Origin of the sequence: Haloferax sp. Atlit-6N (assembly GCF_003383195.1) — an archaeon.
GTDB classification, from domain to species: domain Archaea; phylum Halobacteriota; class Halobacteria; order Halobacteriales; family Haloferacaceae; genus Haloferax; species Haloferax gibbonsii.
The window spans coordinates 599,587-615,982 of the sequence record NZ_QEQJ01000001.1 but is presented as its reverse complement, the minus strand read 5'-3'; the positions used below and the strand labels follow the sequence as shown (position 1 = coordinate 615,982).

Sequence of the window (16,396 nt, the reverse complement as noted above, 5' to 3'; positions counted from 1 at the left end):
CGCCGGTTTTTACAGGTACGGCGCGAGGCCGAGCGCGGAGACGAGCGGGACGCCCGCGACGACCGAGCCGACGAGGTAGCCGCCTATCGCGCCGCCGTTGAGAAGCGGCAGGCCGGCGTGCGCCCGCCCCTTCATCACGGCCCACATCAGCCCGGCGAACCCGGCGAACGTCCCGACCATGGCGAGGAGCGCCGGGAGATTGAGTGCCGGGAGCGCACCGAAACCGAGCGACGGCGCTTCGGAGAAGAACGCGCCCGAGGCGACCATCACGGTCGGCATGACCGCGTCGCCGAGGCCGATGAAGAACGCGTCGCGGTCGCCGGGGTCTGACTCGTCGGCGTCGGCGTCGGCATCGGCATCGGTATCTGCGTCAGCCGCTTCTGCGTCAGCCGTCTCCGCGTCGACCGCACCCGCGGGTTCGCCCCCGTCAGTCGCGTTCTCGCCGTCGCCGACCTCGTTGGCGTCGCGGGCGAAGTCGTCGTCGAGAAGCGAGTACGACAGCGTCGTCGGGATGACGAGCACGACCGGAATGCGGAGGTCCATCACGCCCTCCGCGAGGTCGAGCATGTGCTTCGTCTTGTAGACGCTGATGGCGTCGTAGATGGCGAGGACGGAAAGGAGCACGATGGCCGGGAGGAGGCCGAAGCTGATGCCGAACAGGGCGGCCGCGCCGGCACCCATGAGCGCCCCGGCGGCGTCGATGACGTACCACTCGGGGTAGACCAGCAGGGCGAGGGAGACGCCCGCCGAGAGGGCGATGGCGACCAACCCGTTGGGGACGAGCGCGGCGAAGACGTACCACGCGAGCAGGCCGCTCGTGAAGACGATGACGAGGCGGATGAGCTGGTCGAGGTCGTACTTGAACGCCGCGAGCATGAACGCGGTCATGACGATAATCGCGCCGATGTAGAGGAGGCTGTTCGTCGGGTCGGTGGGGTCTTCGACCGTCTGGTACCCCTGTTCGAAGAACGTCGGCACGAGGGCGAGCGCACCCACCTGCACGACGAGGAAGATGAGGGCGGCGAGGGCGACCCCCCGATAGGCGCGGCGTGACATGCAGGGGCGTTCCCACCCGAGGAGTATGGGGGTTGCGCTCTGGAGTCGTCAGCGAGCGTAGAGCTTGTTGCCGACGAGTCGGGCGGGAGAGCCGTCGTCCGCCGTGACGGCGACGTAGGGGCGGTCGACCGGGCCGAACACGTCCACGATGCGGCCGACCGTCGACAGCGACTCGTCGAGGACCATGGTTCCGATGTCGGGCGTGTCGTCGTCGTCGAGGCGGACGATAGCGAGTCCCTGCGCCGTTCGGGAGACCGTGCCGATTCGCCGCATCAGTCGCGGAGGATTCCGACGTAGGCGGCGACCGCCTGCACGATGTCGTTTTTCGTGGCGTCGTCGGCGTTGTTCACGAGGACGCGCCCGCGGGTTTCGAACTCCCGAGAGTACCGCTTGTCCCGTTCGATGACGGCGTCGTAGCCGACCTGCTGGACGGCCTTCGCAATCTCGTCGACGGTCGGCGCTTCGACCGCCGCGGACTGGGCGACCCGTCGGCCCTCGCTGCGCGAGAGCGCGGCGTCGAGGTAGGCGGGGTAGATGACGTTCTCGACCATACCCGTGTGTCCGCCATCCGCCGGTAATACGGTTGTGGTCTCACGGAGCCGGACGACGAGAAGTGGAAAACGACGCGCGGGTCGGTCCGGTTACCGGCGACGCGCGAGCAGGACGACCGCGCCGATGGCGGCGAGGCCGACGACGACGCCGAATCCGGGCGCGTCGCTCTCGGTGGTCGATTCCGACGACTCGGTCGTCGCGGGCGACTCGGTCGTCGCGGGCGACTCGGTCGCGTCGGTTTCGGTCGCGTCCGCGTCCGCGGTCGTCTCAGTTGCGTTCTCGGTGGCGTCCGTCGCCGACTCGGTTTCGAGCTGCTGGTAGCGCTCGTAGGCGTCGGGGTGGACCGCTTCGAGAATCTCCTCGCTCGCCTCGATGGCGCGCGGGGCGGGCTGTTGGAGCTTGTGCGCCTCGATGACGATGACGTTGCCCTCCTGTATCGCCGTCGTGCTGTTGTACGCCGGACTGCTCGGCACCGGCGCGTGGTCGGGGACGACGATGTACTCGGGGTTCATGTCGACGACGAGTTCCTCGTTAATCTGGGCGAAGCCGGTGAGGTTCGCCTCCGCCGCGCCGTTGCGCAGGCCGGCGGTCGTCATGATGTCGGAGATGAACGTCTCGGAGCCGGAGGTGTAGCCGAAAAAGGAGTTGAGACCGACGGGACGCTCCGCGCCGTCGAGGGCCTGTCGCATGTGCTCCATCGACTCGCGCATCTCGCCCGCGCGCTCGACGCCGGCCTCGCAGTTGCCGGTCATGCGGCCGACGCGCTCGGTCTTGTCGGCGACGGCGTCGAGCGACTTCCCGGACTCGAAGACGACGACCGAGATGTCCGCCGAGCGAAGCTGTCCGACGCGGTCTGGCTCGGCGTTGTACGAGGAGTTCGGGACGAGCACGAGGTCGGGTTCGAGGCCGATGACGGCCTCGACGTTGAGGCCGCCGGAGCCGGAGACGTTCCCCTTCTCCGACGCGCCGTCGAGGTACATGGCGTACTGCGAGACGCCGACGACCTCGTCGCGCGCGCCGAGCTCCCACATGGTCTGGGCGGCGCTCGGGTTGGTCGTGACGACCCGCTCGGGGTCGTCGGTGATGGTGACTTCGGTTCCCGTGGCGTCGGTGACTGTCATCGGGAACGTACACTGCGCGGGCTGCTGCTGTGCGGTCTGGTCTACCGCGGCCGCGGCCGGTGCCGGAACCCCGGCGAACACGGTCGCGAGCGCCAGTAGGGCGACGACGAGTTGTCGGTTCACGGTAGTGGCCTCAGCGACTGTTCAATAAATATTTACCTACTGAAAGCGCGGTTGTGTTCAATGAGCGTTCGCACGCGGGCGACCACGTGGTCGCTCGGCCTCTCCGGGCTCTTGCTTCTCGTCGTCGTCGTGAGCGCCGGCATCGGGGCCGTGACCATCCCGCCCCGGACCGTCGCCGCCATCCTCGCCGACGCGGTTCCCGTCCCGGTCGGCGTCTCCCTCGGCGGCGCGACGGTCCTCCCCCTCGTCGGGCCGGTTCCGACGCCGACGCTGGAGTTCGTCTCGCCGTTCGCGTTCTCCGTACCGAGACCCGCCCGCATCATCGTGCTGTCGGTCCGCCTGCCGCGCATCCTCCTCGCGGCGCTCGTCGGCTTCGCGCTCGCCACCGCGGGAACCGTGATGCAGGGCTTCTTCCGCAATCCGATGGCCGACCCCTCCATCGTCGGCGTCTCCTCGGGGGCCGCCGTCGGCGCGGTCGCGACCATCGTGCTTTCGCTTTCGATTCCGTTCGGTCTCGAGGGCGCGGCCTTCGTCAGCGCCGTCGTCACCGCCTTCGTCGTCTACCTCCTCGCCAGCGAGAACGGTCGGACGCCCGTGGCGACCCTGCTTCTCGCGGGCGTCGCCATCCAGACGTTCCTCGGCGCGGTCATCTCGTTTCTCCTCCTCCAAAGCGGCGAGAGCCTCCGACAGGTCGTCTTCTGGCTCATGGGCCACCTCGCGGGCGCGACGTGGAGCGAGGTCGGCATGCTCGCGCTCGTCCTGCCGCTTCCGTTCGTCGTCTTGTTGGTCCACGCCCGCGACCTGAACGTCCTGCTGCTCGGCGAGGAGGACGCCCACGCCCTCGGAATCGAGGTCGAGCGGACGAAACAACTGCTCCTCGCCACCGCGAGCGTCGTCACCGCCGCGGCCGTCTCGGTCTCCGGCGTCATCGGCTTCGTCGGCCTCGTCGTCCCCCACATGCTCCGACTGCTCGTCGGCCCCGACCACCGGGTGTTGCTCCCGGCGTCGGCGCTGGCGGGCGCATCGTTCCTCGTCGCCACCGACACCGTCGCCCGCTCCGGCGGCGCGGAGATACCGGTCGGCGTCGTCACCGCCGCCGTGGGCGCGCCGTTCTTCCTCTACCTGCTCCGCACGCGGGAGGTGCGCTCGCCGTGAGCGACTTCGACCGCTCCGGCGACACCGACCTCGGTGCCGACGCGGACTCCGCCGACTCCGACCCCTTCGGCGACGCCGGCCCGGCGATTCGACTCGACGACGTGTCGCTCTCGCTCGGCGGACACTCGATTCTCGACTCCGTCTCCGTCGACGTGGGCGAGGGAACGTTCGTGGGCCTCATCGGTCCCAACGGCGCGGGGAAGACGACCCTGCTCCGGACGCTCAACGGCGCGCTCGCGCCCGACGAGGGGTCGGTCCGCGTCGTCGGCGAGGACGTGCACGCCCTGTCGTCGAAGGCGGCGAGCAGGCTCGTGGCGACGGTCCCCCAGACGACGAGCGTCACCTTCGACTTCCCCGTCCGCGACGTCGTCGAGATGGGGCGGACCCCGCACCGCGGGCGGTTCGACGGCTGGCGCGAGCGCGATACGGCCGCCGTCGACGACGCCATGCGTCGGACCGCCGTCGAGTCGCTTGCCGACCGTCCCGTCACGGAGGTCAGCGGCGGCGAGCGCCAGCGCGTCCTCATCGCCCGCGCGCTGGCACAGGAGACGCCCGTCTTGCTCCTCGACGAACCCACCGCCAGCCTCGACATCAACCACCAGGTCCGCACGCTCGAACTCGTCTCCGACCTCGTCGCGGACGGGACGACCGCGGTCGCGGCCATCCACGACCTCAACCTCGCGGCCCACTACTGCGACGCGCTCGTCCTCCTGTCGGGCGGGCGCATCCTCTCGGCGGGCGACCCCGCGGCGGTGCTCTCCGAGGAGCACTTACGCGAGGCCTTCGACGCCGAGGCGGTCGTCTCCCGCCACCCCGTCACCGGTTCGGTGTACGTGACCGCCCTCCCGCCGTCGTCGGACGACGCCAACGGTCGGGTTCACGTCGTCGGCGGGGGCGGCACCGGCGCGCGGGCGCTCCACCTGCTCTCGGCGGCCGGCTACGCCCTCTCAGCCGGCGCGCTCAACGAGGGCGACACGGACGCCGAGGCGGCCCGCCGGGTCGGCGCGGACCTCGTGACCGTGCCGCCGTACTCGCCCGTCGACGACGCCGCGCGGGCCGCGGTCGAGTCGCGGGTCGAAGCCGCCGACGTGACCGTCGTCGCCGACGTGGAGGTCGGAGACGGCAACCTCGCCAACCTCGACGCGGCCGCCGAGGCCGACCGCCTCGTCCTCGTCGAGGAACGCCCCTTCTCTGAGCGAAACTACGCGGGAGACGAGGGCTTCGCGGTCTACGAGCGCCTCCGGGAGCGCGGCACCATCGTCGAACCCGGTGACCTGCTCTCGGTCGTCGGCGAACTCGCCTGCGACTCGTTCCGCGAGCGCGGCGACGGCGCGGACGGCACCCGCGACGGCGAAACCGGTCCGGGCGACGCCGACGCCGGCGCGAACGACGCAGAACCGACCCACGACGACGCCGGTGGCGACGACACGGCGGCCGACCTGTTCTCCGATTAAGCTGTCGTTGCACAGCGCTACGCACAGCATATTCAAGGCCTGAGCGCGCGTCTAGTGGTTCGTTTTCTGAGAGGAACACGGACATGAAACTCGCACTCATCGGTATCGGACAGGCTGGCGGCAAGGTCGTCGACGCCCTCGTCGACTACGAGCGGCGGACGAAGACGGGGTTCGTCGTCGACGCCATCGCGGTCAACTCGGCTCGCGCGGACCTCCGGGGGCTCCGAAACGTCCCCGAATCGCGGCAGGTGCTCGTCGGTCTGACGCGCGTCAAGGGCCACGGCGTCGGCGCGGACAACGAACTCGGCGCGGAGGTGACCGCGGAGGACGTGGGCGACGTGCTCTCGATGGTCGACGACCTCCCGGTCCACGAGATAGACGCGTTTCTCGTCGTCGCCGGGCTCGGCGGCGGCACCGGCTCGGGCGGCGCGCCCGTCATCGCGCGCGAACTGAAGCACATCTACACCGAGCCCGTCTACGGCCTCGGTATCCTCCCCGCGCGGGACGAAGGCGGCATCTACACGCTCAACGCCGCGCGGTCGCTCCAGACGTTCGTCCGCGAGGTGGACAACCTCATCGTGTTCGACAACGACGCCTGGCGGAAGACCGGCGAGTCGCTCGAATCCGGCTACGGCAGCCTCAACGCCGAACTCGCTCGCCGCCTCGGCGTGCTGTTCAGCGCCGGCGAGGGCGACGGCTCCGGCGCGGTTGCGGAGTCCGTCGTGGACGCCTCCGAGATAATCAACACGCTCGGGAGCGGCGGCGTCTCGACTATCGGCTACGCCGCCGTCGAACTCGACCGCCCCAAGCGCGGCCTGCTCTCCCGGCTCTCCGGCGGGAAGGCCGACGCCGAGGACGGCGGCGACTCGACGAACCGAATCACCAGTCTCGTGCGCCGCGCCGCCCTCGGCCGGCTCACGATGCCCTGCGAGATTGCCGGCGCGGAGCGCGGCCTCGTCGTCATCGCCGGCCCGTCGGACGTGCTCTCGCGCCGCGGCATCGAGCGCGCGCGGACGTGGCTCGAAGACGAGACCGGGACGATGGAGATTCGCGGCGGCGACTACCCCGTCGACTCGGACTTCGTCGCGGCGGTCGTGCTCCTGTCGGGCGTCTACGACGTGCCGCGGGTGAAAGAGTTGCAGGCGGTCGCCATCGAGACCCAACGCGACATGCTCGCCAAGCGCGAGTCCAGCGCGGCGTCGCTCGACGACCTCGTCTCGACCGGCGACGACCGCATCGAACCGCTGTTCTGACCGTCTCTCCGGCGGTTCCTCTCACGTTCATCACGGGGAAGGGTCATAGTGCCGCGGTACCAATTGACGACCGATGGCCGAGTACCCGCTGAAACAACGGTTCGTGCTCGACACCTCGCTGTTTCTCTCCGAGGAGATTCGAGACGACGACGAGACGTTCGAGGAGGGAATCGAACGGCTCCTCGACACCATCGCCGCCGCGCGGCTGGACCTGAACATCTCGTGTTACATGCCGCCGTCCATCGCCGCGGAGCTGGAACACATCCTGCGCGAGCGCGGCGTCTCGGAGGACGTACTCGGCAAACTCGACACGTGGGTCATCAAGAAACACCCCGACCGCTACGAGGTGTACATCCCCGCGGAGGTCGTCTACCGCTTCATCGACGAGATGTCCGACCGGGTCAACCGCGGGCTCCGCGTCTCCGAGAAGGCCGTCCGAAAGGCCGAGGAGTCGAAACAGCGGTCCAACGGCGGGTCGAAGCTCTCCGACGTGGACAAGGTCATCTCCGACCTCCGCGAGGACTACCGCGGCGCGCTCAGACAGGGCGTCCTCGACTCCCGCGAGGACTTCGACCTCCTCATCCTCGCCCGCGAACTGAACGCCGGCGTCGTCACGGAGGACACCGGCATCATCAGTTGGGCCGCCGACTTCGGCCTTCGAAACCTCCGCGGGCGGGCGTTTCCGACCCTCTTAGAAGAGTACCTCATGGCGCTCGACAGCCCGCGTCCGTGGAGCAAGGGCGACGACGGCGTCGACGCCGACCGACTGTAACGCCGCTCTCACTCCATCGCGTCGAGGTCGACGAAGCTCCCCTCGAACGCCGATAGCCACCGGGTTAGCTGCGCTTCGGGCGTCGCGTCGGCCGGGTAAATCGTGCACTCCTCGCGCCCGTCGGGATGCGTGGTCATCCGAGACGCGAGCCGCGGGCGGACGGGGTGTTCGCGCCCCGAGTCCGGCGGGTGCGCCGGCTCCGACCCCATCAGCGGTCTCCGCCGAGGGCGACTTCGAGCCCTCGGTCGTCGTTCAACGAGACGGTGACCGACTCGACGCTCGACCGGTACTGGTGGGTGTGGGTCCCGTTCGCCCGCAGTTGGAGCGTCTCTTCGAGCAGGGCCGCCTCCGAGAGCTGTTCGACCTTCCGGTAGGTCGTCGACAGCGGCACGTCGCACACCTCGGAGAGGTCCTGTGCGGTCATCGGCTCGGTCGCGCTCTGTAGCGTCGTGAGGATTCGCCGGCACGCGCGGTCCGAGAGCGCTTCCAGCACCTGTTCCGCCTCCAGTTCGGCGGGCTTCGGTCCGGTCGGCGTGCGTCTGAGGCCGGTCTGCATGCTCGCCCGTAGATTAGCCCGCGTCGCCCGTCGAAGGGCACCCAGAATATGCGGGGCGCTTTATACACCCCGCGACCCGCCGTGGTCCGCGCGACGGCAGTCGGCGGGGGAAACGAACCACGATATAAAGGCCCGGTGTATCGGGGGTGTTTATATCAGGGGGTGGAGCGACTGCATACTCTTATGACGAGCGCAGCGGGCATCAGAGCGGAGTTGAAAGTGACGGGGCCGGACGGCTGTCCGGTCGCGACCGTCTCCGAGGGCGACACCTCGGGCTACGCGCTCTCGCGGAGCATGGCTCCCAACGAGCGCGGGTCGGTCGTCGAGGAGTTCGTCTTCGACGACGACGCCGAGGTCCCGGAGGAGATGGAGGAGTTGTTCGAGTACGGCGACGGGAGCGTCTACCGGTTCGACCGCGAGGGCGGCATCGGCTGTCCCTGCGAGCGCGTCGAGGCGTTCGACTGCCCGGTCGTGGACGTCCAGACGCGCGACGGCGCGCTGTTTTTGACCTTCCACGCGCCCGACGTGGAGACGCTCCGCGACGTGGTCGCCTCCCTTCGAGAGTCGTCGGGCTCTGTGGACGTGCGCCGACTGCTCCAGTCGTCGTCCGACGAGTCGCGGGACCTCGTGTTGGTCGAGCGCGGCCAGCTCACCGACCGTCAGCGCGAGGTGCTGGAGACGGCCCACGAGATGGGCTACTTCGACCACCCGCGGCGCGCGAACAAGGGCGAGGTCGCAACCGAACTCGGCATCACGACCTCGACGTTCTCCGAGCACCTCGCCATGGCGCAAAAGAAGCTCATGGGTGCCATCCTTCAGGGGTGACGAGATGAGACGCGCCGACGGGGTATCAGCCCCCCGCGAATGCAGGGTGCGCCCCCTCGGGTCTCCGCGGCGTACCGCTACCCGGTGAGCAACGATGCGCGAGTTCGACGTGACCTGTCCCGAGTGCGGCGAGCGCTATCGGGTCAACGAGCCGATGATGCGGACGCTCCGGGAGACCGGCTGCGTCCTCTGTACCGCGCCGCTGAACGACGCCCTGCGGTCCGCGTGACGCCGACGCCGGCCGGCCTGCCCGCGGACTGAGGGGCGAGGAGTTCACTCGCCCGCGACGACGCGCGGACGACGACGCGAGGACGACGACGCGCGCTTACTCGACGACGACGACGCCGACCATGCCGAGCGTCTCGTGCGGGACGCAGACGTACTTGTACTCGCCGGACTCCTCGAACGTGTACTCGAAGGTGTGGCCCTCCGAGACGGTGAGTTCCGACTCGAACAGCCCGTCTTCGCGGTTGACGACGTTGTGGGTGCCGCCGTTTCCGGTCCACTCCCAGACGACCGTCGTCCCCGGCGAGACCTCGGCTGCGGCGGGGGCGAACGCGTAGCCGCCGCCGTTGCCGTCCGCGCCGACCGCGACCGTGACGGTGTCCTGTCCCGTCAGGTCGTGGACGCCGTCGTAGTTCCCCGTCCGGTCGAACCAGCCGCCGAAGTCCCGCATCTCGCGGTCGGCGGTGTCCTCCCCGCCGGACGAGTCGCCGCCGTCGTCCGCGCCGCCGGAGCCGTCGCCGGACGAACTCGAACAGCCCGCCAACAGCGCGATACCTGTCGAAGCCGCCGTTGCGCGGAGAACCGACCGCCGGGTGAACCGTTGCGTCATTAGCTGGCCGTAGTGAGTGGCCGAACAAGTCTAAAGCTTCGATTCCCACGCGCTGAAAACGGGCGAAACGAGCGTGGCCACTCCACCCGAAGGCGACGACATGGACGACGACGACCCGAGGCGACGACCGCGAATCGACGGCAGCCGCCAGTGGGAAGTGTTCTACCGCGACGCGTCGGCCGAGCCGATGCGCCACGTCGGCAGCGTGAGCGCGCCCGCCGAGGACCTCGCGACCGAGCAGGCGCGGACGCTGTTCGGCGACGGCGACGCGGACCTCTGGCTCGCGCCGGCCGACGAGTTCCTCCGACTCGGCGGGAACGACCTCGCCGCGAAGGGCGACGCGGCGGACGGCGAGACGGCGGGGGCCGCCCGCGGTGCCGAAAACGGGGTGTCGGTCGAGTGATTTCCATCAGCAAGCTCCTGTGCGGGCAGGGCGCCGAGGGCGACGGCCTCCGCTACGACGACCCCGACGCCGACATCGACCAGATACGCGAGGAGAAACAGAAACGTCCGGTCGTGGTCTGGAACGCGACGCGGCGCTGTAACCTCTACTGCGAACACTGCTACGCCGGGGCCGACCTCGACCCCGCACAGGGCGAGCTCTCGACCGCCGAGGCGAAGGGGCTCATCGACGACCTCGCGGCCTACGACGTGCCCGTCCTGCTGTTTTCGGGCGGCGAGCCGCTCGTCCGCGAGGACCTCGTCGAACTCGTCGACTACGCCACCGACGCCGGCATCCGGGCGGTGCTTTCGACCAACGGGACGCTCATCACCGAGGAGAAGGCCCGGGCGCTCCGCGACGCGGGGCTCTCCTACGCCGGCGTCTCAGTCGACGGGTTAGAGGAGCGCAACGACCGCTTCCGCGGGAAAGACGGCGCGTTCGACGCCGCCGTCCGCGGCATCGAAAACTGCCTGTCGGTGGGGCTCAAGACCGGCCTCCGGTACACCATCACCGAGCACAACGCCGCCGACATGGAGGACGTGGTCGACCTGCTGTACGACGTGGGCGTCGACCGCTTCTGCTTCTACCACCTCGACTACGGCGGCCGCGGCGGCGACATCGCCGACGCCGACCTCGACGACGAGGCCCAGCGCCGCGCCGTCCGCCGGCTGTTCGACATGACCCGCGAGTACCACGCCGAGGGCGAGGAGATAGAGACGCTTCTGGTCGGCAACTACGCCGACTCCGCCTACGTGGTCGAGTACGCCCGGGACGAACTCGACGCCGAGCACGCCGAGCGGATTCACCGGTACCTCCGCGTCAACGGCGGCGACCCGACCGGCGAGCGCGTCGCCGACGTGGACTACCGCGGCGACGTCCACCTCACGCAGTTCTGGCAGGGCTACAGCCTCGGCAACGTCCGCGACCGGCCGTTCGGCGACATCTGGAACGACGAGTCGAACCCGCTTCTCGCCAAGCTCCGCGAGCGGGAAGAGCATCTGACCGGCAAGTGTGCTTCGTGCCAGTATCAGGACGTCTGCCGCGGCTCCTCGCGGCTTCGGTCGCTCGCGGCGACGGGCGAACTGTTCGGTCCCGACCCGCAGTGCTACCTGACGCCAGAAGAGCGCGGCGCGGGTGCCGACGCGAGTCCGGGCGCGGCCGACTGAAGTTCCCTTTCACCCGCTGGGAACGCACCCTACGCGGCTCTGTTGAAACCCTCAGGTTCTGACAAGAGATACGTGACACAGACAGAGAGTGCATTCAGCACTGACGTCCGATACCATTCGATGGGGAAGAGAGCTGCTGGTCAGTCCTGTCCGAACTGCGCGGTGATGGGTATTCACAGCCGTCATGACTATCGCGCTCCCCTCGTGACACGACACTATGAACGAGACGGCCCTCCAGAAGCGGCTAGATGCCGCCCTCTTTCTGTTGGTAGCAAATTTACTGCTGATGATTGGGATTGGACTCAAATACGCGACTGAAACATCGGTCGGCGTCCTCGTACTTATGCTGTTGATAGGATACGGGTTCCTGCGGGGGGACGGCACCCCGATGAGAGAATAACCCATTCACACCGAGTACTGCAAGTGCGTTCCACTATCAGCTGCAACTGCTGAATATGCGCTCTGTATTCAGCACGACCGCAGAGATCTCTCTGGATGCTGTCAGAAGCAGCGTGCAACACTCAGAGAATGTATTCAGCACGGTCTCTGAGACCACCTCAATCCCTGTCAGGTGATGTGTGCTGAACTTAGAGGCAGTTTGTTCACGAACACTCACTGTTTCGGACGGTGAATTGCGTTGAAGACCTGTCGTCAGCCCGCTCGTAGACTACACTGAGGTCTGTCGGGAGTTGGTCCTGTGCCTGAAGCTCGACCTGATAGCGATACGATGCTCCTGCACAGTCAACTTTCTCAGGGGGTTCTGATTCGGTCCACCGTGGATACAATACCAGCTCTGCGCGCCTCTCGGCGGTGTCGTATTGGAGTGACTGGATGGTGATTGTCCGGCAACTGTTGGTTGAAAACCAACCGGTGAGTGTCGCGCTTTGAGCGTCACAGTCGGCAGACAGTGACACACCCTCCTCGTTCTCTCCAGCAGTCCCATCATATGTGACGGTCGTAACGTTCGCCGTCAAGCCTCCACTCTCCGTCTGCGACGTTGGTGTCGGAGATGTGGTCCCAGTCGGGTCATTCGTTGAGAGACAACCTGCGCTGGTTAATCCGAGTGTCACAAGGAGGGCACGACGATACATAGGCCGACAATATGTCTACTCTCCTAAGTGCTTTCCCTGACCGACTAGCTCCCTGTATTCAGCACGGCTTCAGAAAACTATCAGCGACTGAGGGTTTCAACAGAGCCCCCTACGCTTATTTTTCGGCGAGTCCAACCGCGGCTATGGAAACCAAACGAGGGGTCCCGAACATCCTCGGGAACGGTCTCGTCGGCGTCGGACTCGTCCTCTTCGCCGTGGCGGTCGCGGGCGCGGTCGGCGTCGTGGACGTGCGCTTCTCGCCGGGGGTCTACCTCATCTTCGTGGCGATTAGCTTCATCCTCGCGTGGCTGTTGCGGTCGCTGACGTAGGGAGCCGAAGAGAAATCGAGTGGGGTGAAACCCGAACGCCGAGCGCGGAGGTCGCTCGCTCGCCTTACTCGGCCGCGCCCGCGGCCGCCCGCTTTTCCTCGCGTTCGAGCTCTTCGAGGTAGTCGTCGGCGTCGAGGGCGGCCTTCACGCCCATGCCGCCGGCGGTCGCGGCCTGCTGGTAGTGGTAGTCGACCACGTCACCCGCGGCGAAGATGCCGGGCACGTCGGTCGCCGTCTGGCCGCCGCCGGAGCCGCCCTTGGCGACGATATAGCCGTCGTCGTCGCGCTGGACGCCCGTCCCCTCGAGGTAGTCGGCGTTCGGCGTGTGGCCGATGGCGTAGAACACCGCGCCCACGTCGAAGTCGAACTCCTCGGTCTCGGGGTCGTCGAGCTTGTCGCTCGGGTGGCCCTCGGGGTTGCGGACGAGCGTCACGTGGTCGACGCCCTCCTCGGGCGAGCCGTGAAGCTCCGTCGCCTCGGTGTTGAGCATGAGTTCGATTTCGCCCTCGTCGACCTTCTCCATCAGGCGGTCGACCCAGTAGTCCTCGGCGCGGAACTCCTCGCGGCGGTGGACGAGGTAGACCGTCGAGGCGAACTTCGTGAGGAAGTTGGCCTCCTCGACGGCGGCGTCGCCCCCGCCGATGACCATGATTTTCTCGCCGCGGAAGAACGCGCCGTCGCAGGTCGCACACGTCGACAGGCCGTAGCCCATCAGGTTCTCCTCGCCGGGGATGCCGAGGGTGCGGGCCGACGCGCCCGACGCCGCGATGATGGCGTCCGCGGTGTACACGTCGCCGTTCTTGAGCGTGACCGTGAACGGGCGCTCGGAGGCGTCCACGTCCTCGATGATGCCGTGGCGAATCTCCGTGCCGAAGCGCTCGGCCTGCTCTTTCATGTTGTTGATGAGCTCCGGCCCGGAGATGCCCTCGGGGAAGCCGGGGTAGTTGTCGACCTCGGTCGTGAGCGTGAGCTGTCCGCCCGGCTCGTCGCCCTCCAGCACCAGCGGCTCGTTGTTGGAGCGGGCCGCGTAGATGGCCGACGAGAGCCCGGAGATGCCCGAGCCGGCGATGATGAGTTTCCTGTGTTCCACGAACGAATCGGCGTCCTCTGTCATAGCCGATAGTTCGCTACACCGGTGTCTTAAGGTTTCGCTGTATTGCGAGGAGCGCTACAACACCGGCACGATAACGCATGCCACAGCGCCGCCGGCGCACAGAGCGAAAGACCGGTATCCGTCGCCGACGCATCACTCCGCATGGCCGCCGACCTACAGGAGAAGACGAACCGCTACGAGGGGATGCTCGCCGACGCGCTCGACGAGGCGGTGCAGGCCGTCCCCGACGACACGCACCTCGGCGACGCAGCCGCCGACTGCCTGGAGATGGCCGAATCCTACCTCGACGACGGCCGGCACTTCAAGGCCGACGACGACTGGGTGAACGCGCTGGCGTCGTTTTCGTACGGCTACGGCTGGCTCGACGCGGGCGTCAGGATGGGGCTGTTCGACATCCCGGACGACTCGCACCTGTTCACGATGTGACCCGCTTCGCACCTGCCTCGCACCCGTTCGGCGTGTGACCGGTTTTTCTCCGGCGGGGTCGTACGAATACGCGAACAGATGTCCCCGACGACCGCCACCGCCCGCGTTTCGGACGCACAGCGAACCCTCGAACAGCGGTTCGCCAACCCGTTTCTGCGTCGCGTGCTCCGCTCACCGCTCCATCGACTCGCCAGTCGCTGGTTCGTGCTCGTCTCTTACGTCGGTCCCAAGAGCGGCCGGCGGTACACGTTCCCCGTCGCCTACGCCGTCGCGGGCGGCGGTCTCGTCGCCGTCACGCCCGAAGCGGAGAGCAACTGGTGGAAGAACTTCCGCCGGCCGATGGCGTGCCGCCTGTGGTACCGCGGCCGGCGGCGGGACGCGACCGGCGAGGTCGTCACGGGGGAGTTCGCCGCGGACCTGCTCGACCGCTACGCCGCGGCGCACAGCCTGTTGGCTCGCGAACTCGGACTCTCGGAGAACGGCGGCGGTCGCACCGCGGCCGACGAGGCGGCGCGAGACGACCTCGCAGTTGTGCTGTTTCGGTTCGACTGACTACTCGAAGCGGAACGTCGCGCCGTCGGGGCCGTCTTCGACCTCGACGCCGAGCGCCGTCAGGTCGTCGCGCAGGTCGTCGGCGCGCTCGTAGTTGCCGGCATCGCGTTCGGCCTCGCGCACGTCCAAGACGAGCTGCACGAGGTCTTCCGCGACCGACACGTCGCCGCCCTCGCCCGCGCCGCCGAACGAGAGCCCGAACACCTCGCCGCCGAGGTCCTCGAACGCCTCGATTGCCCGCCGGAGCGCGCGGTAGTCGTACTCGTCGGCGTCGGCGACGTGGCGGTTGACCGCGCCGGCGAGGCCGAGCAGCTCGGCCATCGCCTCGCGGACGTTGAAGTCGTCGTTCATCGCCTCGCGGAAGCGCTCGTGGGTCTCGGTCACGGTGTCGCGGAGTTCCGTCGCCTCGACTTTCGTCCGGGCGTCGGGGCTGTCGACCGCGTCGACGGCGGCCTCGTAGGCCCGTTCGAGGCGCTCCCAGCGCTCTTCGGCCTCGGCGATGGTCTCCTCGGAGTACGTCTGTTCGGAGCCGTAGGCCGTCGAGAGGTAGAACGTCCGAATCACGTCCGCGCCGAACTCGTCGAGGGCGTCGCCGACGGTGAAGAAGTTGCCGAGGCTCGAACTCATCTTGTCGCCCTCGGTCTGGAGCAGGCCGACGTGGAGCCAGTAGCGGGCGAACTGCTGGCCGGTCGCCGCCTCCGATTGGGCGATTTCGTTCTCGTGGTGCGGGAACACGAGGTCGCGGCCGCCGACGTGGATGTCGAGGGTGTCGCCGAGGTGCGTCATCGACATCGCCGAGCACTCGATGTGCCAGCCGGGTCGGCCCTCGCCCCACGGCGACTCCCACGTCTCGCCGCACGGCTCGTGGAGCGGTTCGAGGTCGGGGTTCCGGTGTTCGGCGGCCGTCTTGGGGTCGACCGCGCCGGCCTTCCAGAGCGCGAAGTCGGTCGGGTTGCGCTTCTCGGAGCGCTCGTCTTTCGTGGCCCGCGACTCCAGTTCCTCGAGTTTCTGGTTCGAGAGCTTCCCGTAGTCGTCGAACGTTGATACGTCGAAGTAGACGGAGCCGTTTGACTCGTAGGCGTGGCCGCGGTCGACGAGCGTCCGAATGAGGTCGATAATCTCGGGGATGTGCTCGGAGACGCGCGGGTAGACCTCGGCGCGCTTCAGGTTGAGCCCGCGCATGTCGCGAATCACGTCGCCGACGAAGTGCTCGGCGACGCTCGCCTCGTCGTCGCCGAGGTCGCCCTCGCCGATACGGGCGGCTATCTTCTCGTTCACGTCGGTGAAGTTCTCGACGTGGCGCACGTCGTAGCCCTCGTAGGCCAGCCAGCGGTGCATCAGGTCGGCGTGCATCCACAGGCGGGCGTGGCCGAGGTGGGCGTCGTCCGAGACCGTCAGTCCGCAGACGTAGAGCAACACTTCGTCGCCGTGCGACTCGAACTCCTCGCGCTCTCCCGTCAGGGTGTTGGTCACGGACAGGGTCATCACACTCGGCTACTTCCGGGACCACTTTCAACCCGTCGGAAGCGCGGTCGGTCTCTCGGGGCCAAACGTCTCCCTCTCGCAGTCGTCAC

Annotated in this window: 21 protein-coding genes; 12 read left to right on the top strand and 9 right to left on the bottom strand. The window is 68.0% G+C overall.

Going from position 1 to position 16,396, the window contains the following annotated elements:
* Positions 1-9 precede the first annotated feature (9 nt).
* The 4 genes from DEQ92_RS03170 to DEQ92_RS03155 form a co-directional block, all read right to left on the bottom strand.
* Positions 10-1,056 (bottom strand): presenilin family intramembrane aspartyl protease PSH, encoded by a 1,047-nt coding sequence (locus DEQ92_RS03170; protein WP_115804725.1) that lies wholly within the window; start codon positions 1,054-1,056, stop codon positions 10-12.
* A 48-nt stretch (positions 1,057-1,104) separates the two neighbouring features.
* On the bottom strand, positions 1,105-1,329 hold the full coding sequence (locus DEQ92_RS03165) for an H/ACA ribonucleoprotein complex subunit GAR1 (protein ID WP_115804726.1): 225 nt from the start codon (positions 1,327-1,329) through the stop codon (positions 1,105-1,107).
* Positions 1,329-1,607 carry a signal recognition particle subunit SRP19 gene (gene srp19 / locus DEQ92_RS03160; protein WP_004977493.1) on the bottom strand — a complete coding sequence of 93 codons (279 nt, stop codon included), beginning with the start codon at positions 1,605-1,607 and terminating at the stop codon, positions 1,329-1,331. Before srp19 ends, DEQ92_RS03165 begins: the two co-directional genes overlap by 1 nt.
* Positions 1,608-1,697: 90 nt before the next feature.
* On the bottom strand, positions 1,698-2,852 hold the full coding sequence (locus DEQ92_RS03155; protein ID WP_115820404.1) for a PGF-CTERM-anchored ABC transporter substrate-binding protein: 1,155 nt from the start codon (positions 2,850-2,852) through the stop codon (positions 1,698-1,700).
* Between the two features lie 60 nt (positions 2,853-2,912).
* Here DEQ92_RS03155 and btuC point away from each other — a divergent pair, with 60 nt between their 5' ends.
* The 4 genes from btuC to DEQ92_RS03135 all read left to right on the top strand — a co-directional run bounded on the left by btuC (position 2,913) and on the right by DEQ92_RS03135 (position 7,486).
* On the top strand, positions 2,913-4,007 hold the full coding sequence (btuC, locus tag DEQ92_RS03150) for a vitamin B12 ABC transporter permease BtuC (protein ID WP_004977489.1): 1,095 nt from the start codon (positions 2,913-2,915) through the stop codon (positions 4,005-4,007).
* Positions 4,004-5,461 (top strand): heme ABC transporter ATP-binding protein, encoded by a 1,458-nt coding sequence (locus tag DEQ92_RS03145; RefSeq protein WP_115820403.1) that lies wholly within the window; start codon positions 4,004-4,006, stop codon positions 5,459-5,461. The genes btuC and DEQ92_RS03145 overlap by 4 nt, the downstream gene beginning before the upstream one ends.
* A gap of 83 nt (positions 5,462-5,544) precedes the next feature.
* On the top strand, positions 5,545-6,714 hold the full coding sequence (gene cetZ3, locus DEQ92_RS03140) for a tubulin-like protein CetZ3 (RefSeq protein ID WP_115804728.1): 1,170 nt from the start codon (positions 5,545-5,547) through the stop codon (positions 6,712-6,714).
* A 73-nt stretch (positions 6,715-6,787) separates the two neighbouring features.
* Entirely contained in the window at positions 6,788-7,486 is a 699-nt protein-coding gene (locus DEQ92_RS03135; protein WP_008092760.1) for an RNA ligase partner protein, read from the top strand.
* Between the two features lie 8 nt (positions 7,487-7,494).
* Here DEQ92_RS03135 and DEQ92_RS03130 read toward each other — a convergent pair whose 3' ends face one another.
* Together DEQ92_RS03130 and DEQ92_RS03125 are read right to left on the bottom strand one after the other, a co-directional pair.
* Positions 7,495-7,695: a hypothetical protein gene (locus DEQ92_RS03130; RefSeq protein WP_115820402.1), complete on the bottom strand. Its 201-nt coding sequence runs from the start codon at positions 7,693-7,695 to the stop codon at positions 7,495-7,497.
* Positions 7,695-8,042: a helix-turn-helix domain-containing protein gene (locus tag DEQ92_RS03125; RefSeq protein WP_050458894.1), complete on the bottom strand. Its 348-nt coding sequence runs from the start codon at positions 8,040-8,042 to the stop codon at positions 7,695-7,697. Before DEQ92_RS03125 ends, DEQ92_RS03130 begins: the two co-directional genes overlap by 1 nt.
* Positions 8,043-8,225: 183 nt before the next feature.
* On the opposite strand from DEQ92_RS03125, the gene DEQ92_RS03120 reads away from it, so the two are divergent.
* Complete coding sequence (locus DEQ92_RS03120) at positions 8,226-8,867, top strand: helix-turn-helix domain-containing protein (protein ID WP_004977482.1); 642 nt, start codon at positions 8,226-8,228, stop codon at positions 8,865-8,867.
* Between the two features lie 94 nt (positions 8,868-8,961).
* The gene (locus tag DEQ92_RS24390) at positions 8,962-9,096 is read left to right on the top strand and encodes a hypothetical protein (protein ID WP_004977481.1); all 135 of its coding nucleotides are present in this window, start codon (positions 8,962-8,964) and stop codon (positions 9,094-9,096) included.
* A 96-nt stretch (positions 9,097-9,192) separates the two neighbouring features.
* Here DEQ92_RS24390 and DEQ92_RS03115 read toward each other — a convergent pair whose 3' ends face one another.
* Positions 9,193-9,702 carry a halocyanin domain-containing protein gene (locus DEQ92_RS03115; RefSeq protein WP_049905249.1) on the bottom strand — a complete coding sequence of 170 codons (510 nt, stop codon included), beginning with the start codon at positions 9,700-9,702 and terminating at the stop codon, positions 9,193-9,195.
* Between the two features lie 73 nt (positions 9,703-9,775).
* Here DEQ92_RS03115 and DEQ92_RS03110 point away from each other — a divergent pair, with 73 nt between their 5' ends.
* The 4 genes from DEQ92_RS03110 to DEQ92_RS03095 all read left to right on the top strand — a co-directional run bounded on the left by DEQ92_RS03110 (position 9,776) and on the right by DEQ92_RS03095 (position 12,730).
* Positions 9,776-10,105, top strand: a complete 330-nt coding sequence (locus DEQ92_RS03110) for an Htur_1727 family rSAM-partnered candidate RiPP (protein ID WP_394325146.1) — start codon at positions 9,776-9,778, stop codon at positions 10,103-10,105.
* Positions 10,102-11,310, top strand: coding sequence for a TIGR04347 family pseudo-SAM/SPASM protein (locus tag DEQ92_RS03105; RefSeq protein ID WP_115820401.1), 1,209 nt, complete (start codon positions 10,102-10,104; stop codon positions 11,308-11,310). The genes DEQ92_RS03110 and DEQ92_RS03105 overlap by 4 nt, the downstream gene beginning before the upstream one ends.
* Positions 11,311-11,527: 217 nt before the next feature.
* Positions 11,528-11,710, top strand: coding sequence for a hypothetical protein (locus DEQ92_RS03100; RefSeq protein ID WP_115804731.1), 183 nt, complete (start codon positions 11,528-11,530; stop codon positions 11,708-11,710).
* Positions 11,711-12,544: 834 nt separating this feature from the next.
* Entirely contained in the window at positions 12,545-12,730 is a 186-nt protein-coding gene (locus tag DEQ92_RS03095) for a hypothetical protein (RefSeq protein ID WP_004977475.1), read from the top strand.
* A gap of 64 nt (positions 12,731-12,794) precedes the next feature.
* Here the strand turns inward: DEQ92_RS03095 and DEQ92_RS03090 are convergent, their stop codons facing one another.
* A complete protein-coding gene (locus DEQ92_RS03090) occupies positions 12,795-13,844 on the bottom strand; it encodes an NAD(P)/FAD-dependent oxidoreductase (RefSeq protein ID WP_004977474.1) in 1,050 nt (349 codons plus the stop codon).
* Positions 13,845-13,985: 141 nt separating this feature from the next.
* Between DEQ92_RS03090 and DEQ92_RS03085 the strand changes: the two genes are divergently transcribed.
* Positions 13,986-14,270 (top strand): DUF357 domain-containing protein, encoded by a 285-nt coding sequence (locus DEQ92_RS03085; protein ID WP_050458899.1) that lies wholly within the window; start codon positions 13,986-13,988, stop codon positions 14,268-14,270.
* Positions 14,271-14,348: 78 nt separating this feature from the next.
* Positions 14,349-14,822 carry a hypothetical protein gene (locus DEQ92_RS03080; RefSeq protein ID WP_004977472.1) on the top strand — a complete coding sequence of 158 codons (474 nt, stop codon included), beginning with the start codon at positions 14,349-14,351 and terminating at the stop codon, positions 14,820-14,822.
* Here DEQ92_RS03080 and cysS read toward each other — a convergent pair whose 3' ends face one another.
* Positions 14,823-16,307 carry a cysteine--tRNA ligase gene (gene cysS, locus DEQ92_RS03075; RefSeq protein ID WP_115804733.1) on the bottom strand — a complete coding sequence of 495 codons (1,485 nt, stop codon included), beginning with the start codon at positions 16,305-16,307 and terminating at the stop codon, positions 14,823-14,825.
* Positions 16,308-16,396: the final 89 nt, after the last annotated feature.

Coding starts and splice junctions, on each gene's coding strand:
- DEQ92_RS03170 (WP_115804725.1), bottom strand. CDS start 1,056: ATGTCACGCCGCGCCTATCGGGGGGTCGCCCTCGCCGCCCTCATCTTC.
- DEQ92_RS03165 (WP_115804726.1), bottom strand. CDS start 1,329: ATGCGGCGAATCGGCACGGTCTCCCGAACGGCGCAGGGACTCGCTATC.
- srp19 (WP_004977493.1), bottom strand. CDS start 1,607: ATGGTCGAGAACGTCATCTACCCCGCCTACCTCGACGCCGCGCTCTCG.
- btuC (WP_004977489.1), top strand. CDS start 2,913: ATGAGCGTTCGCACGCGGGCGACCACGTGGTCGCTCGGCCTCTCCGGG.
- cetZ3 (WP_115804728.1), top strand. CDS start 5,545: ATGAAACTCGCACTCATCGGTATCGGACAGGCTGGCGGCAAGGTCGTC.
- DEQ92_RS03135 (WP_008092760.1), top strand. CDS start 6,788: ATGGCCGAGTACCCGCTGAAACAACGGTTCGTGCTCGACACCTCGCTG.
- DEQ92_RS03130 (WP_115820402.1), bottom strand. CDS start 7,695: ATGGGGTCGGAGCCGGCGCACCCGCCGGACTCGGGGCGCGAACACCCC.
- DEQ92_RS03125 (WP_050458894.1), bottom strand. CDS start 8,042: ATGCAGACCGGCCTCAGACGCACGCCGACCGGACCGAAGCCCGCCGAA.
- DEQ92_RS03120 (WP_004977482.1), top strand. CDS start 8,226: ATGACGAGCGCAGCGGGCATCAGAGCGGAGTTGAAAGTGACGGGGCCG.
- DEQ92_RS24390 (WP_004977481.1), top strand. CDS start 8,962: ATGCGCGAGTTCGACGTGACCTGTCCCGAGTGCGGCGAGCGCTATCGG.
- DEQ92_RS03115 (WP_049905249.1), bottom strand. CDS start 9,702: ATGACGCAACGGTTCACCCGGCGGTCGGTTCTCCGCGCAACGGCGGCT.
- DEQ92_RS03100 (WP_115804731.1), top strand. CDS start 11,528: ATGAACGAGACGGCCCTCCAGAAGCGGCTAGATGCCGCCCTCTTTCTG.
- DEQ92_RS03095 (WP_004977475.1), top strand. CDS start 12,545: ATGGAAACCAAACGAGGGGTCCCGAACATCCTCGGGAACGGTCTCGTC.
- DEQ92_RS03090 (WP_004977474.1), bottom strand. CDS start 13,844: ATGACAGAGGACGCCGATTCGTTCGTGGAACACAGGAAACTCATCATC.
- DEQ92_RS03085 (WP_050458899.1), top strand. CDS start 13,986: ATGGCCGCCGACCTACAGGAGAAGACGAACCGCTACGAGGGGATGCTC.
- DEQ92_RS03080 (WP_004977472.1), top strand. CDS start 14,349: ATGTCCCCGACGACCGCCACCGCCCGCGTTTCGGACGCACAGCGAACC.
- cysS (WP_115804733.1), bottom strand. CDS start 16,307: ATGACCCTGTCCGTGACCAACACCCTGACGGGAGAGCGCGAGGAGTTC.